Source organism: Xanthomonas sp. D-99 (assembly GCF_017746145.1).
Classification (GTDB): Bacteria; Pseudomonadota; Gammaproteobacteria; order Xanthomonadales; family Xanthomonadaceae; genus Xanthomonas; species Xanthomonas cissicola.
Window position 1 is genome coordinate 56928 of the sequence record NZ_JAGHWU010000002.1, and the last position, 15860, is coordinate 72787.

8 protein-coding genes and 2 pseudogenes are annotated in these 15860 nt (G+C 67.4%); 6 read left to right on the forward strand and 4 right to left on the reverse strand.

All coding sequences use genetic code 11. The features are described 5' to 3' along the window. Positions 1–229 precede the first annotated feature (229 nt). From J7360_RS00825 to J7360_RS00850, 6 genes are all read left to right on the forward strand, one after another. Positions 230–3811 carry a lamin tail domain-containing protein gene (locus tag J7360_RS00825; RefSeq protein ID WP_209033049.1) on the forward strand — a complete coding sequence of 1194 codons (3582 nt, stop codon included), beginning with the start codon at positions 230–232 and terminating at the stop codon, positions 3809–3811. Between the two features lie 177 nt (positions 3812–3988). Continuing rightward, positions 3989–5077: a pyruvate dehydrogenase (acetyl-transferring) E1 component subunit alpha gene (gene pdhA, locus J7360_RS00830; RefSeq protein ID WP_209033051.1), complete on the forward strand. Its 1089-nt coding sequence runs from the start codon at positions 3989–3991 to the stop codon at positions 5075–5077. After that, positions 5070–6140, forward strand: a complete 1071-nt coding sequence (locus J7360_RS00835; protein ID WP_057658773.1) for an alpha-ketoacid dehydrogenase subunit beta — start codon at positions 5070–5072, stop codon at positions 6138–6140. Before pdhA ends, J7360_RS00835 begins: the two co-directional genes overlap by 8 nt. 1 nt (position 6141) lies before the next feature. Beyond that, entirely contained in the window at positions 6142–6525 is a 384-nt protein-coding gene (locus tag J7360_RS00840) for an SH3 domain-containing protein (RefSeq protein ID WP_003486396.1), read from the forward strand. After that, the gene (locus J7360_RS00845; protein WP_057658774.1) at positions 6522–8039 is read left to right on the forward strand and encodes a dihydrolipoamide acetyltransferase family protein; all 1518 of its coding nucleotides are present in this window, start codon (positions 6522–6524) and stop codon (positions 8037–8039) included. The genes J7360_RS00840 and J7360_RS00845 overlap by 4 nt, the downstream gene beginning before the upstream one ends. A gap of 452 nt (positions 8040–8491) precedes the next feature. Next, positions 8492–9784, forward strand: coding sequence for a DEAD/DEAH box helicase (locus tag J7360_RS00850; RefSeq protein WP_209033053.1), 1293 nt, complete (start codon positions 8492–8494; stop codon positions 9782–9784). 361 nt (positions 9785–10145) lie between these two features. Here the strand turns inward: J7360_RS00850 and J7360_RS00855 are convergent, their stop codons facing one another. From J7360_RS00855 to J7360_RS00870, 4 genes and pseudogenes are all read right to left on the reverse strand, one after another. Further along, a complete protein-coding gene (locus J7360_RS00855) occupies positions 10146–10481 on the reverse strand; it encodes a DUF6172 family protein (protein ID WP_007967804.1) in 336 nt (111 codons plus the stop codon). 169 nt (positions 10482–10650) lie between these two features. Then, positions 10651–11591: pseudogene (locus J7360_RS00860) on the reverse strand (oxidoreductase). A gap of 15 nt (positions 11592–11606) precedes the next feature. Then, positions 11607–14705, reverse strand: coding sequence for an efflux RND transporter permease subunit (locus J7360_RS00865; protein WP_057658779.1), 3099 nt, complete (start codon positions 14703–14705; stop codon positions 11607–11609). Further along, positions 14702–15851 (reverse strand): annotated as a pseudogene (locus J7360_RS00870) (efflux RND transporter periplasmic adaptor subunit). The gene J7360_RS00865 and the pseudogene J7360_RS00870 overlap by 4 nt, the downstream one beginning before the upstream one ends. Positions 15852–15860: the final 9 nt, after the last annotated feature.

Sequence of the window (15860 nt, forward strand, 5' to 3'; positions counted from 1 at the left end):
GAAAATCCGCATGCACCAGCGGCCCACCCAGGTCCCAGCGTCGGGCCCGCTTCTTTCACCTCTGAACCACTCAGCAGGCGCGCGCTGCGGTCTCAACCACTGCGCAGCTGTCACCATATCGTCAACCTAGGTCTGCAAATTCATGCAGAATCGAACGGCGCTGCCGGCCAGGGACGTGGCCGGACCAGGGGAGCGTTTCACGTCTCAAGGATCAGGGGACTCTCATCTCATGCATGTGTTGCAGCGTCGTGCAGCCGTATTTTTGTGTGCGCTGGCCATGGCCGGCCACGCCAATGCCCAGGTCGTCATCAGCCAGGTCTACGGCGGTGGCGGCAATAGTGGCGCCACCCTCCGCAGCGATTTCATCGAGCTGCACAACATTGGCAGCACCCCGGTCAGCCTGGATGGCTGGTCGGTGCAATACGCCTCGGCCGCCGGCAGCAGCTGGCAGGTCACTGCGTTGGCGGGCACTGTGCCGGCCGGCGGCTATTACCTGATCAAGCAGGCCGATGGCAGCGGCGGCAGCGTGGCGCTGCCCACACCCGATGCCACCGGCACGCTGGCCATGAGCGGCACCGCCGGCAAGGTGGCGCTGAGCAATAGCACCTCCGCGCTGAGCGGCACCTGCCCCACCGGCAATGCCGACCTGGTCGGCTACGGCAGCACCGCCAGCTGCGCCGAAGGCAATGCGCCCACGCCCGCCCCCAGCAACACGCTGGCGGTGCTGCGCGGCAACGACGGGTGCACCGATACCGACAACAACGCGGCCGATTTCGCCACCGGCGCGCCGGCCCCGCGCAATGCCGCCAGCCCCGCGCGCCTGTGCAGCGGCGGCAGCCAGCCGGTCGCCACGCTGGCCGATGTCAGCCAGGCCGAAGGCAATACCGGCACCCGTAGCTTCGTGTTCACGCTGAGCCTGAGCCAGCCGGCCGGTGCGGACGGGGTGAGCTTCACCGCCGCCACTGTCGATGGCACCGCCACCGCCGGCAGCGACTACATCGCCCTGCCCGCCACCACCCTGCGCATCGCCGCTGGCGAACGCAGCGCCACCATCTCCGTCGATGTCCTGGGCGACACCACGCCCGAGCCGGATGAAAGCTTCAGCCTGCAGATCAGCGGGGTCACCGGCGCACTGCCGGCCACGCTGAGTGCGACCGCCACCATCCTCAACGACGACTTCAGCCTGCTGCCGATCCACGCCATCCAGGGCAAGGGCGCACGTTCGCCGCTGGAGGGCCAGGTGGTCGCCACGTCGGGCATCGTGACCGCTCGCCGCAGCGCCGGGTTCTTCCTGCAGGCGCCCGATAGCGAAGCCGACGCCGACCCGTCCACCTCCGAAGGCGTGTACGTCTACACCGGCAGCGCACCGCCGGAGGCGGCCGCCATCGGCAACCGGGTGCGCGTGCAGGGCACGGTCATCGAATACGTGCCCACCGCCGACCCGACCCAGCCACCGCTGACCGAGATCGGCGGCAGCGTCAGCGTGCTGGCCGATTCCACCGGCAACCCGTTGCCGATGCCGGTGGCGTTGAGCGCGAACTTCCCCAACCCCAACGGTGCCTACGACCAACTCGAAGCGCTGGAAGGCATGCGCGTGGCCGCCGCCAGCCTCACCGTCAATACCCCCACCGGCGGCAGCGTCAACGAGACCAATGCCACGGCGACCAGCAATGGCGTGTTCCATGCCGTGGTCACCGGCGTGCCACGCGCCTTCCGCGAGCCGGGCGTGCAATTGCCCGACCCGCTGCCGGCCGGCTCGCCTGCCGGGGTACCGCGCTGGAATACCAACCCCGAAGTGATCGCGGTCGGCAGCGCCGGCGTCGGCGCCGAGCGGCTGGACCTGGCCTCCGGCTGCCAGGTCCTCAACGTGGTCGGCCCACTGGATTACAGCTTCCGCCGCTACACGCTTTACCCGGAACGTACCCCGCAGGTGAGCTGCAACGGTGCCGACCAACCACGCCCCGCACCGATGCCGCAGGCCGACGATGTGGCCGTGGCGACCTACAACATGGAGCGCTTCTTCGACGACCAGAACGACCCGGCCATCGGCGAACCGGTGCTGACGCCGGCCGCCTTCCAGGCCCGCCTCAACAAGGCCTCGCTGGCGATCCGCAACTACCTGCACACGCCCGACATCCTGGGCACGGTGGAGGTGGAAAACCTCAGCGTGCTGCAGACCCTGGCCGCGCGCGTCAACGCCGATGCGGTGGCCGCCGGCCAGCAGGATCCCAGGTACGTGGCGTACCTGCAGGAAGGCAATGACGTTGGCGGTATCGACGTCGGCTTCCTGGTCAAGACCGCAGACATCGCTGGCGGCGTGCCGCGGGTGGAAGTGCTCTCGATCGCCCAGGAAGGCAAGACCGCGACCTGGACCGAGCCGGCCGGCGGCGTGAGTCTGCTCAACGACCGCCCGCCGCTGGTGCTCACCGCCAACGTGCATCAGGCCGATGGCCGCACGCTGCCGCTGACCGCCATCGTGGTGCACCAGCGTTCGCTCAACGGCGCCGAGACCGACGATGCCGCCGGCACCCGCATCCGCGCCAAACGTCAGGCGCAGGCCGAGTATCTGGCGCGTCTGCTGCAGACCCGTCAGCAACTGAATCCTGACGAAAAAGTGCTGGTGATGGGCGACTTCAACGCCTTCGAATTCAACGACGGCTATGTGGATGCAATGGGCACGGTCACCGGCAAACCGGCGCCGGATGCGCAGACCGTGGTGAGCGGCGATGGCGCCGATCTGGTCAACCCGGATTACACCGACCTGACCTGGTTCAACACGCCCGATCAGAGCTACTCGTACGCGTTCGACGGCAACGTGCAGTCGCTGGATCACATCCTGGCCAACGAGGCACTGATGCGCGCGCCGCAGATCGCCTCGTTGTCGGTGGGCCATGCGCGCATCAATGCCGACTTCCCCGGCACCGCGCGCAACGATGCCAATACACCGACGCGGTTGTCCGACCACGATCCCACCGTGGTGCTGTTGCGCATGCGCAAGCAGGTCAATGCGGACCTGGGTGTGGCAGTGACTGCTGCGCGTGATCAGGTCGTCGAAGGCGAGCGCATCGACTTCAGTGTGGACGTCGAAAACCGCGGCCCCGACAGTGCGGCGTTCGCTGCGGTTGCCTTGGCGTTCGATGCCGCCGTGAGCCCACGCGTCACCGCAGCACCTGGCTGGGTCTGCCAACCGCCGCAGACCGGCACCCAGACGGTGGTCACCTGCACCATTGCATCGTTGGCAGCCGGTAACGCGCAGAATTTCTCAGCGCAGGTGGAGGCTGGTGCGGCGTTGGCCGGACGGACGTTGACCCTGGCCGCATCGGTGGCTTCGCAAACGCCCGATCCGCAGTCGAGCAACGACACCGATGCGGCCAGCGTGGCCGTACAGGCGCAACCCCGCAGCGACCTGGCGGTACGTTTGGACGGCCCAAGCAGCCTGCCGACCACCGCCTTCAACGCCACCTACCGCGTGCTGGTGGGCAATGTCGGCGCCGCACCGGCGCAGCGTCCCAGCCTGGTGATCGAAGGCAACACGGTGTCGGCGTTGTCGCTGCTGGTGCCACCGCCGGGCTGGCGCTGCGACAAGCAGGTGCAGTCGCTGCGTCGTGCCCGCTTCGTGTGCAGCACGGCTGCGGTGGTACTGCCCGGCGCGCAGGCTGCCTTCCAGCTGACCGTCGCTGCCAAGCCGATCCCGGCCGAAGGCGCGGTGCGGGTACAGGCCACGGCGACGTCCAGTTCGCCCGATGCCAATCCGGCCGACAACACTGCGCTGATCGTGACGCCGATCGGCGGAGGTGATGGGCGCCGCTAATCGCAGTGCAACACGTCGCAGTTCTCTACTGCGACAAAGGGCGCGGCTCGGTCCGCGCCTTTTTTTTTGTGCAAGCCAGCATGATCGTCTGCTGCGGTGCAGGACAGCGTTTTGCTTCGCCGTCCTTAACATGGCAACTCATATCATTTGAAACTTCTTGATGAAGGTGTCGTCGCAATGAGCGTAGCCGCGCAGTTCCAGATCGACTATCTGCACTACATGGACGCGGACGGCCAATGGGTCCGCGACGACCTTCCGGCCGACGCCGCCAACCCGCAACAGCTGCTCGCCCTGTTCAAGCGCATGTTGTTCGTGCGCACCTTCGACAGCAAATCGGTGGCCCTGCAGCGCACCGGCAAGCTGGGCACCTACGCGGCCTGCATCGGCCACGAGGCCACGCATGTGGGGATCGGCGCTTCGATGCGCAGCGGCGATGTGTTCGCACCCAGCTATCGCGAATACGGCACCATGTTCGAACGCGGCGTGCGCCCGCGCGATGTGCTGCTGTACTGGGGCGGCGACGAGCGCGGCAGCGACTATCCGCGCGATGCCGATGCGGCGATCGACTTCCCGATCTGCGTCCCGATTTCCACCCAATGCCTGCACGCAGCCGGCTCGGCGCTGTCGTTCAAGCTGCAGGGCAAGCAGCACGTTGCGGTGGCCTGCTGCGGCGACGGTGGCAGCTCCAAGACCGACTTCTATGCCGCGCTCAATTCGGCCGGCGCCTACAAGCTGCCGCTGATCCTGTGCGTGATCAACAATGGCTGGGCGATCTCGGTGCCGCGCTCGGCGCAGACCGGCGCGCAGACGCTTGCGCAGAAGGGCCTGGCCGGCGGCCTGCATTGCCTGCAGGTGGACGGCAACGACCTGGTTGCCGTGCTCGAAGCCATGCGTCAGGCACGCGTGCGTGCGCTGGCCGGCGAGGGCGGCACGGTGATCGAGTTTTTGACCTATCGCCTGTCCGACCACACCACCGCCGACGATGCGCGGCGCTACCGCGGCGAAGAAGAGGTCAAGCAGGGCTGGGCGCGCGAACCGCTGCTGCGCCTGCGCCGCTATCTCACCGCGCAGGGCCTGTGGGACGAGGCGCAGGAAGACGCCTGGAAGGCCGAATGCAGCGCGCGCGTGGACAAGGAGGTCAACGCCTATCTCAACACGCCGGTGCAGCCGGTCGAAGCGATGTTCGATTATCTCTACGGCGACCCGCCGGCCGAGTTGCTGGCACAGCGCGCCGAAGTGATGGCACTGGAGTCGCGCCATGGATGAGCTCAAGCATGTGTCCGCAGACACCTCGCAGCACGCCAGTGCCCCTTACAACGCTGCGGCAACGCGCGGAGAGATCGCCATGAGTTCGCCCATCACCCTGATCGAAGCCATCACCCAGGCCTTGGCCTGGGAGCTGGAACACGACCCTGCGGTACTGGTGCTGGGCGAGGATGTCGGCGTAAACGGCGGGGTGTTCCGCGCCACCGCCGGCCTGCAGCAACGCTTCGGCAGCGACCGCGTGCTGGATACGCCGCTGGACGAAACCACCATCGCCGGGCTGAGCGTCGGGCTGGCCGCGCAAGGCATGAAGCCGGTCGCCGAAGCGCAGTTCGACGGCTTCGTGTATCCGATGGTCGACCATCTGATCTGCCACGCCGCCCGCCTGCGCAACCGCACCCGCGGCCGCCTGCATTGCCCGATGGTGCTGCGCGTGCCGTGGGGCGGCGGCATCCGCGCGCCGGAACATCACAGCGAAGCCAACGAAGCCATCTTCACCAACGTGCCGGGCCTGCGCGTGGTGTTGCCGTCCTCGCCGCAGCGCGCCTACGGCCTGCTGCTGGCCGCGATCCGCGACCCGGATCCGGTGATCTACATGGAGCCCAAGCGCATCTACCGCCAGTACAAGGAAGTGGTGGCCAACGATGGGCAAGCGCTGCCGCTGGATGTGTGCTTCGTGTTGCGCGATGGCACCGATGTCACCCTGGTGACCTGGGGCGCGCAGGTGAAAGAAGCGCTGGAAGCGGCCGACAAACTCGCCGGCGAAGGCATCAGTGCCGAAGTCATCGACGTGGCCACGTTGCGCCCGCTGGACTTCGACAGCATCGCCGAATCGGTCGCAAAGACCGGCCGCTGCGTGATCGTGCAGGAAGCTCCGCGCACCGCCGGTTTCGGCGCGGAAATCGCCGCGCGCCTGGCCGAGCAGTCGATGTACGACCTGGTGGCGCCGGTCGAACGCGTTACCGGTTACGACACGCATATCCCGCTGTTCCGGCTGGAAATGAAGTTCCTGCCGAGCGTGGAGCGCATCGTCAGCGCGGCACGTCGCGCGGTGGCTGCCGGCTGATATGCGCGCCCGTCTGCTTTGCGACCATCGCGCCGCCTACGCCAACCCGGTCCGCTTCCAGGCAGGCCAGCAGGTCGGCTTAGGGGTGCGCGACGAAGAATGGCCGGCGTTTGCCTGGGTCACGACCGATAGCGGCCGCGCCGGTTGGGCACCGTTGGCATGGTTGCGCCCGTTGGGGGACGGCCGCGCCGAAGCCCTGCGCGACTACGACGCACGCGAACTCGATGCCCAGACAGGCGAGGACGTGTTGCTGCATCACGAACACGGTGGCTGGTGGTGGTCCGAGCGTGCCGACGGCACGCAGGGCTGGCTGCCGGCCGCCGACCTTGAACTCCTCGACGACACCACGCCGCAGCTGCCTGCCGCGCAAGAGAATCTGCCATGAGCGACAACAAGAATTTCCACCTGCCCGACCTGGGCGAAGGCCTGCCCGACGCCACCATCGTTGAATGGTTCGTCAAGGAGGGCGACACCGTGCGCCTGGACGACCCGCTGGTGTCGATGGAAACCGCCAAGGCGGTGGTCGAAGTGCCCTCGCCGTTTTCCGGCACCGTGGTCAAGCTCGCCGGCGCTGCCGGGGATGTGATCGTGACCGGCTCGGTGCTGGCGCAGTTCGCGCTGGATGCCTCGCAGCCGCAGCGTGCCGATGGCCAGGACACCGGTCACGCACACGGTCCGGCGCCGACGCACTCCCCCACACCCAGCACCGGCGACAGTGCGGCCGGCCCCACTGCGCGCGTGGTCGCCTCCGACAACGGCGGCGAGATTGCCGATGCCGATGCTGGCGACAGCCAAGGCAATGGCGATCGCGACGATGCCGGCACCGTGGTCGGCGCAATGCAGAGCTCCAACGCCGTGCAGAGCGAGCAGGCCATCGCCGTCGGCGGCGTGCGCGCCATGCCGGTGGTGCGCGCGCTGGCGCGCAAGTTGCGCGTGGAGCTGGCACAGGTGCGCGCCACCGGGCCGGACGGCACGGTCACGCTGGCAGACGTCAAGCAGGCAGCGGCCGCCGGCACCGCGCAGCCCTCACCCGGCGTGCAGGGCGCGCCGACCTCTCCCGCCAGCGGGAGAGGTGGTCCGATCGGTGACGGTGCGAGAGCCGCGGGGATCACTGCCGACGGCAGGGATCGCCACGCAACAGCGGCCCTTCTCCCGCCGGCGGGAGAAGGTGCCCGCAAGGCGGATGATGGCGCCACTGCCCGCTCGCCGCTCTCGGCCAGCGGCAAGCCGATGCGCACCCAGTCGCCCGGCATCACCGCCAAAGGCCAACCCGAACAGCTCAGGGGCGTGCGTCGCAACATGGCACGCGTGATGGCCGATGCACACACCAAGGTGGTGCCGACCACGCTCAACGACGATGCCGATCTGCACGCCTGGCAGCCCGGCAACGATGTCACCGTGCGTCTGGTGCGTGGCATCGTGCGCGCTTGCCAGGCGGTGCCCGCACTCAATGCCTGGTTCGACGGCGATGCCCTCAGCCGCACCCTGCACCACCAGGTCGACATCGGCATTGCCGTGGATACCGAGGAAGGCTTGTTCGTGCCGGCGTTGCGCAACGCCGACATGCTGGACGCGCATGGCATCCGCGAAGGCGTCAACCGGCTGCGCCAGCAGGTGGAAAGCCGCAGCATCGCCGCGTCCGAACTGAGCGGCTACACCATCTCATTGTCCAACTTCGGCATGTTTGCCGGCCGCTACGCCACCCCGGTGGTGGTGCCGCCCTGCGTGGCGATCGTGGCCGCCGGCCGCGCGCGCTACCAGCTCACCCCGGTGATGGGCGGGGTGGAAACCCACAAGGTGATGCCGCTGTCGCTGACCTTCGATCATCGCGCCGCCACCGGCGGTGAAGCAGCGCGCTTCCTGCGCGCCTTGCTGGACGATCTGGCGTTGGCGAATTAAGCGGCGCGGCTCACGAACGACTGCGCTCACCGCCAGGTGGGCGCAGCCGGCCTTGTATTTCCATCGCCACACGAACACCTTGGCGGGTGCGGTGCCCTCGCCGATGATGTGGTCGTAGGGCGGCATGGATACGCCATCGAGCCCCATGGACGGGTTCATGGCATGTCCCGCGGGCGGTGAGAGCATCGCCCCCTCGACCAGCTCAGCGTAGGTGCGCAAGGGCCTGTCGAGATGGTCGGTACTTGTTTATGGGCAGTACACGACGCCCTGGCGCCCAATGACGCACTGATTCGCTCTTTTCGATTTACCCGCCCATCGATCAATGTCGCCGTGCTTCCCGACATGGCGGCGGGTGCCACCGTGCCGCCGCGGATGATCAACGCGATGCTGGGCAGCAGCCTCGCGTGACGTACCACCGATCATTGCAGTACGAATGCCTGGATAATCGGTGCATGTCATTTTCCGATCTCTCGCTGTCGCCGCAGCTGCAGCCGTTCTTCGATACCGCGCTGGCCAAGGCCGGTCTGCGCACACCCACACCCATCCAGCAGCAGGCGATCCCGCCGATGCTGGCTGGGCGCGATCTGATTGCGATGGCGCAGACCGGCTCGGGCAAGACCCTGGCCTATGCGCTGCCGCTGCTGCAGCAGCGCTGCCTGGCGCCCGACACCGCCCCGCGCGTACTCGGCACGCTGGTGCTGGTGCCCACGCGCGAACTCGCCGCGCAGGTGGAGGACACGCTGCGCCAGCTGGCCGCGCATCTGCCGCGTCGCCTGAAGAGCGTGGTCGTCACCGGCGGCAGTTCGATCAATCCACAGCTGCTGGCGCTACGCGGTGGCGCCGACATCGTGGTGGCCACGCCCGGCCGGCTGCTGGATCTGGTCGAGCACAACGCGCTGCGCCTGAGCGAGGTGACCACGCTGGTGCTGGACGAAGCCGACCGCCTGCTCGAGCTGGGCTTCGGTGCCGAACTCGATCGCATCCTGGCCTTGCTGCCCGCGCAGCGGCAGACCGTGCTGTTTTCAGCCACCTTTCCGCCCGCCATCGCGTCGCTGGCCAAGCGTCGCCTGCGCGACCCGTTGCGCATCACCATCGACGCCACGCCCGAACAGGCACCGGCGATCGCGCAACGCGCCATCGCAGTGGATGCCGGCCAGCGCACGCAGCTGCTACGTCACCTGCTACTGGAACACGCGTGGCCGCAACTGCTGGTCTTCGTCGCCAGCCGCCACAGCGCCGAGAAGGTTGCCGAGAAATTGAGCAAGACCGGCATCGCCGCCTTGCCGCTGCACGGCGAATTGAGCCAGGGCCGCCGCGAACGCACGCTACGCGCCTTCAAACAGGCGGACGTGCAGGTGCTGGTCGCCACCGACCTGGCCGGACGCGGCATCGATATCGACGCCTTGCCGGCGGTGCTCAATTACGATCTGCCCCGTTCCACTGTCGACTACACCCACCGCATCGGCCGCACCGCACGCGCCGGTGCCAGCGGCGTGGCGATCAGCTTCGTCACGGCAGACAGCGCCCAGCAGTGGCGGTTGATCGAGAAACGCCAGGGTCTGCGCGTGCCGACCAGTGTGATCGAAGGTTTCGAGCCGATCCCGGTCGAAGCGCCTGCCTCCGACACTGCGCCCGGCGCAGCGATGCGTGCACCGAATGACAACGGCGGCATCAAGGGCAAGCGACCGAGCAAGAAGGACAAACTGCGCGCCGCGGCGCAGGCGCAGGCTGACAGACCGCACTGAGCACGGCCACAACACGGCACAAGCACACCATCAACCGGTTGTGCACGGCTCACCCGGGCCGATGCGTGCTCGCGGCACTGGCCGCCATCTCGCGCAAGCAGGCGGGCGGCTGCGCACGCGATCGCCAGCGGCCCGAGCGCATGCCCAAGATCGCGACACTGCAGCCGACGTGCGCGCCGTACCATAACCGGCACAGCAAGCGCTTCATCCGTCCGATACAGCGCAGATCACGCGCTACGCGTCGTCGGCCGGTAACGGTCTGGACGGTGGTGGAGGGTCAGGTGGCTGCGGCAACGGCTCGCAGCCACGAGATGAAACGCGTCGCCATCGGGCGGTATGCCGCGCGGTGGCGACGAAAGCCTCAATCCTGCTCGAAATCCAGCTCGCCATCACCGAGCGCATGATCGCTCTCTGCGCGTGGCGTGCGCTTGCCCGGCTTGCGCAGGATTTCGACGAAGAACTGCTCGCCACCGTCGGCAACAAGCGCGTTGATCGAGCGGATCAGCTCGGCCGGCGGCAGTGCCACGGCATTGGCCTCATCCACACCGAAGCGCATGTCGAAGTCCCAATAGTCCGCGCCGGCCGGCAGCTCCTTGCGGCGCTCGCGGCGGATGTACTTGCGGATATCGTGCTTGCTGGATTCCAGCAGACGATCGCGGTTCTTGCCTTCGAGGTTGAGCTGGTAGGTCTTGCGCATGGCGACATCGGTGGTGGGGACTGGCCGCCTATTGTGAGGCCAAGGCGGCATCCTCGGTGAATCCAGCATCGAGTGGCGCTGCAGAACAGCCAAATGGCGGCATGCGCGCCTGCACTGACGCAATCACGCGGCACAGCCCAATCGCCGCGTTCTCGGCCGCATCGGCGCCCTACCCGTCCCGCCGCATCTCACCGCAGCCGAGCTGCTTGCGCAGGCTGCCGTCCACCGCGCTGGCGGGCAGGAACCGGCGCAGCTTGCTCAGCAGCGAAGCCTGCCCGGCGGGTGTGCGGCGCATGCGCCACCTGCCCAGCGCCGCCTCCACCACGGTGGCGGCCACACCATGCGGTTACGGCGCGGTGTCGATGCTGTGGGTGACTGCCCGCGCCACCACGCCGCGCTCGCGGTCGTAATCGGCAATGGTGGCCTGCGCCGCCGGCGAATTGCTGCCCAGGCTGGTTTTCGTATACGCAGGCTCCACCAGCGTCACGCGAATGCCGAATTGACGCAGCTCGTGATCCAGCGTTTCCGACAGCCCTTCCACCGCATGTTTGGAGGCGGCATACACGCCCATGTACGGCGCCGGCAGGAACCCCAGCACCGAGCTGAGATTGACGATGCGGCCCTGGCCGCGTGCACGCATGTGCGGCAGCACGGCCTGCACGGTGCGCAGGATGCCGAGTACGTTGACGTCGAATAATGCGGCCGCTTCGTCGACGCTGGTTTCTTCGATGGCACCGACAAGATTGGCGCCTGCGTTGTTGACCAGCACATCGATGCGGCCCGCGCGGGCGATGATGCCATCGACCGCACGCTGTACCGATGTGGCATCGCGGATATCCATTTCCACCAGCTCCACAGCCGTCAACGGTGTGGCGCCGGCCAGGCAACGCACGCTGCCGTAAACGATGCAGCCGGTTCGGGCGAAATGTTCTGCGGCGGCACGGCCAATGCCGGACGACACGCCAGTGATCAGCACAACGGTCTGCTGTTGCATTGCGGTTCCTTCAATCAAGACAAAGACATCGGCGATACGCGTGCGGCTGCAGGGCATGCGTCTGGAAGGCGGTGACGATGGAGCGCGACATTGCGCTGCGACGGCACCGTGGCCACCGTCACAGAAGTGCTTCATGCCAGCCGGGCAATTGCCGGCGCGTTATTCCCTTTGCCGGGATCGGGCCGGATCTTGAACCAGATCGAATACATCGCCGGCAGGAACACCAGGGTCAACACGGTGCCGGCCAACGTGCCGCCGATCAGCGTGTAGGCCAAGGTGCCCCAGAACACGGAATGGGTGAGTGGAATGAATGCCAGGATCGCCGCCAGTGCCGTCAGAATCACCGGACGCGCACGCTGCACGGTGGCTTCCACCAACGCATGGAAGGGATCCAGACCCTCGGCTTCGTTGTGATGGATCTGTCCGATCAGGATCAGCGTGTTGCGCATCAGGATGCCCGACAGTGCAATCAATCCCACCAGCGCATTGATGCCGAACGGCTGCTGGAACAGGATCAAGGTCGGCACCACACCGATCAGGCCGAGCGGGCTGGTGAGAAACACCATCACCATCGCCGAGATCGAACGCACCTGCAGGATGATGATGAGCAACGTGGCCGCCAGCATGATCGGGAACAGCGGCAGCATCGCAGTGGTGGCCTTGCCGGATTCCTCGATGGCACCTGCTTGGGTAATTTGATAACCGCTGGGCAGTGTGGCGATAAGCGGCTGCAGCTGTTTGCTGATCGCCGCCGATACGTCCGGCGGCTGCAGTTGGTCGTCGACATCGCCGCCCACCGTGATGGTCGGCACGCGGTCGCGGCGCCGCATGATCGGCTCTTCCATGCGGATATCCACCTTGCCCACCTGCGCCAATGGCACGCGTTGGCCATTGGCGCCGGCCAGGGTGAAATCGGCGATGCGTGCCGGATCCAGGCGGGTATCGCCGGCCGAGCGTGCCACCACCTGCACGCTGCGGATATCCTCGCGCACCAGCGTGATCGGCACGCCGCTGAGCAGGAACTGCAACTGCTGGGCGACCGCGGTCGAACTCAGCCCCACCGCCTGCAGGCGGTCTTGATCCAGGCTGAAATGCAGCGTTGGCGTGCGGACACCCCAATCGGTGTTGACGGTGCGCAGCATCGGGCTGCCGCGCATGACCTGTTCCACCTTGCCGGCGATGCCACGCACGACCTGCGGCTCGGGGCCGCTGACGCGGTACGCCACCGGAAAGCGCGAGTACGGACCGAAGGTGAGCTGGGTCACGCGCACGCGCGCTTCGGAGGCCAGGCCTTCGGCGACGGCCTGACGCAGCCGCAACTTCAAGATGTCGCGTTGGTGCTGGTCGTCGGTACGCACCACGATCTTGGCGAACGACGGGTCCGGCAACTCCGGCCCCATCGCCAGGAAGAAGCGCGGCGCACCCTGCCCGATGTAGGCGGTGACGATCCTGGCTTCGTCCTGCTTGGCCAGCCACGCTTCCACCTTGGCCGTGGCCGCGCTGGTCTGGTTGATCGAGGTGCCGTACGGCAGTTGCACTTCGACCAGCACTTCGGGGCGGTCGGAGATCGGGAAGAACTGCTTCTTGACGATGCCCATGCCAAGGATCGCCAGCACGAACAGGCCCACCACCGAGCCTGCCACCAGCCACTTGCGCGCAATGACCCGCGCCAGCGCATCGCGGAAGCGGTTGTAGCGCGGGGTGTCGTACATCGCGGCGTGGCCGCCTTCGATCTTCTTCATCTCCGGCAGCATCTTCACGCCCAGGTACGGCGTGAACACGACCGCCACCACCCAGGACACGATCAACGCAATGCCCACGATCCAGAACATGTTGCTGGTGTATTCGCCGGCAGTGGAAGCGGCAAAGCCGTTCGGCATGAAGCCCACCGCAGTGACCAGCGTGCCGGACAACATCGGTGCGGCGGTATGGCTCCACGCATACGCCGAGGCGGCAACCCGGCTATAGCCTTCTTCCATCTTCACCACCATCATCTCGATGGCGATGATGGCGTCGTCCACCAACAGGCCCAGCGCCAGGATCAAGGAGCCAAGCGTGATGCGGTCGAAGTTCTTTCCCGTCGCCAGCATCACCACGAATACCGCGGCCAACGTCAGCGGCACCGCGGCGGCCACCACGATGCCCACGCGCCAGCCCATGCTGACGAAGCACACCAGCATCACCACCAGCAACGCGACGAAGAACTTGGTCATGAATTCGCCGACCGATGCATCGATGTTGACGGCCTGGTCGGTGACCTTGCTCAGGCTCATGCCCAGCGGCAGCTCGGCATTGATCGCGCCCACTTCGGCGTCGAACGATTTGCCCAGGTCCAGGCCATTCCAGCCATCGCGCATGATGATGCCCAGCAACAACGCCGGTTCGCCGCCGCTGCGGATCATGAAGGTGGACGGATCTTCGTAGCCGCGTTCGACGGTGGCGATATCGGACAATTTCATCGTGCGGCCCTGCACCACCAACGGGGTGTCGCGGATCTTCTGCAGGCTGTCGAGCGCGCCATCCAGGCGAATGAACACCTGTGGCCCGCGCGTTTCCACCGAGCCGGCCGCATTCAACGCGTTTTGCGCGTTGAGGGCGGCAAACACGTCCTGCGGGCTGACGCCCAGCGTGGCCAGACGCTCGTGCGAGAACTCGACAAAGATGCGCTCGGGCTGCTCGCCGATGATGTTGACCTTCTTGACGCCTGGCACGTGCAGGATGCGCTGGCGCAGGGTCTCGGCATCGCGTGCCAGCAAGCGCTGCGGCTCGCCCTTGGCCTTGAGCGCGAACAGCGCGAAGGTGACGTCGGCATATTCGTCGTTGATCAGCGGCCCGATCACGCCTGCCGGCAGGTTGGCCACTTCATCGCCAGCCTTCTTGCGCGCTTGGTAGAACTGCTCCTGCACCTTACCAGGCGGGGTGCTGTCCATCAAGGTCAGCGTCGTGAACGCAAGACCCGGGCGCGTGTAGGTTTCGGTACGGTCGTACCAGCGCAGCTCCTGCATGCGCTTTTCGAGTTTCTCGGCCACCTGGTCCTGCATTTCCTGCGGCGTGGCGCCCGGCCAGGCGGTCACGATCGTCATCACCTTGATGGTGAATGCCGGATCTTCGGCGCGACCGAGCTTGAGAAACGCGACCAGGCCGGCCAGCGAAATCAGGAAGATCAGAAACAGCGTGATGGAGCGCTCGCGCACGGCAAGCGCCGACAGATTGAATCGGCCCTCGCTCACGGTTGCGCTCCTGTCGCCTTGACGGTGCTGCCAGCACTCGGCCGTGCTGCGACCGGCCGCGCTTTCGCCGGCAATGCGGACCTGCTCGCCTTCGCGCAACAGATGCGCCCCCAACGCCACGATGCGCTCGCCGCGTGCCAGCTTGCCGGTAACGTTGGCGTGGTCATCGTCCAGGCCCAGCACCGTGACCGGCCGCCAGCTCACCTTGGTCGGGTTGCCGGCAATCACCCACACGCCCGGCCCCTTGCCGGCGCCGAACAGCGCGGCCAGCGGTACCTGCAGGCCGGCCTGGTTCGCCGAGGCGGTGCCGCCGGGTACGCGCACGCTGACCGTGGTGCCGAGCGGCGCCTGCGCCAGCGCGCAGTCCAGCACGTAGCGTGCCTCGAAGGTGCGCGTGAGCCGGTCGGCACTCTCGGACAGCTGGCGCAAGGTGGCCGGCACGCTGACGGCGGCGTTGCCGAACAGCGTGGCCTGGGCCACCGAGCCGACCTGCGGGCGCAGGGTTTCCGGCAGCTGGATCACCGCCTCGCGCGGGCCGGCGTGCGCCAGCCGCACCACGGTCTGCCCGGCCGCGACCACCTGGCCCGGCTCGACCAGCGTTTCCATCACCACGCCATCGGCATCGGCCAGCAGGTCGGTGTAGCGGTTGGCGTTGCGCGCCACGTCGGCCTGAGCCTGGGCGGCGCTCAGCTGCGCCTTGGCCGCATCGGCGGCGGCCTTGATCTGGTCGTAGGCCGAGGCCGAGATGGCGCCGGTGCCGCGCAGGTCGCGGTAGCGGGCCTCATCTTCGGCGGTCTGCTGCGCGCGGGCGCGCGCGGCGGCCACCGCGTCCTGCTGCGCACGGGCAGCCAGCTGCAGATCCACCGGGTCGATGCGCATCAGCGCTTGCCCGCGCTTGACGCGCTGCCCGGCATCGACCAGCCGCTCGGACACCTTGCCGGCCACACGGAAGCCCAGATCGCTCTGGACCCGCGCCGCGACCGTGCCGGAGAAGCTGCGCGCCGCACTGCTGGCGTCGCCCACCGTGGCCGCCCGTACCAGCGGTGCGGCGGTGCGTGGATCGGTCTGCGCCTTGCCACCGCAGGCGCTCAGCGCCAGCGGCAGGACACAAAGGAGGGTAGAGGCGACAAGGCGGCGGCGACGCATGGCAATCCC

Excerpts from the sequence above, each read along its gene's own strand:
- J7360_RS00825 (WP_209033049.1), top strand. The coding sequence starts at position 230 with ATGCATGTGTTGCAGCGTCGTGCAGCCGTATTTTTGTGTGCGCTGGCC.
- J7360_RS00835 (WP_057658773.1), top strand. The coding sequence starts at position 5,070 with ATGGATGAGCTCAAGCATGTGTCCGCAGACACCTCGCAGCACGCCAGT.
- pdhA (WP_209033051.1), top strand. The coding sequence starts at position 3,989 with ATGAGCGTAGCCGCGCAGTTCCAGATCGACTATCTGCACTACATGGAC.
- J7360_RS00840 (WP_003486396.1), top strand. The coding sequence starts at position 6,142 with ATGCGCGCCCGTCTGCTTTGCGACCATCGCGCCGCCTACGCCAACCCG.
- J7360_RS00855 (WP_007967804.1), bottom strand. The coding sequence starts at position 10,481 with ATGCGCAAGACCTACCAGCTCAACCTCGAAGGCAAGAACCGCGATCGT.
- J7360_RS00845 (WP_057658774.1), top strand. The coding sequence starts at position 6,522 with ATGAGCGACAACAAGAATTTCCACCTGCCCGACCTGGGCGAAGGCCTG.
- J7360_RS00850 (WP_209033053.1), top strand. The coding sequence starts at position 8,492 with ATGTCATTTTCCGATCTCTCGCTGTCGCCGCAGCTGCAGCCGTTCTTC.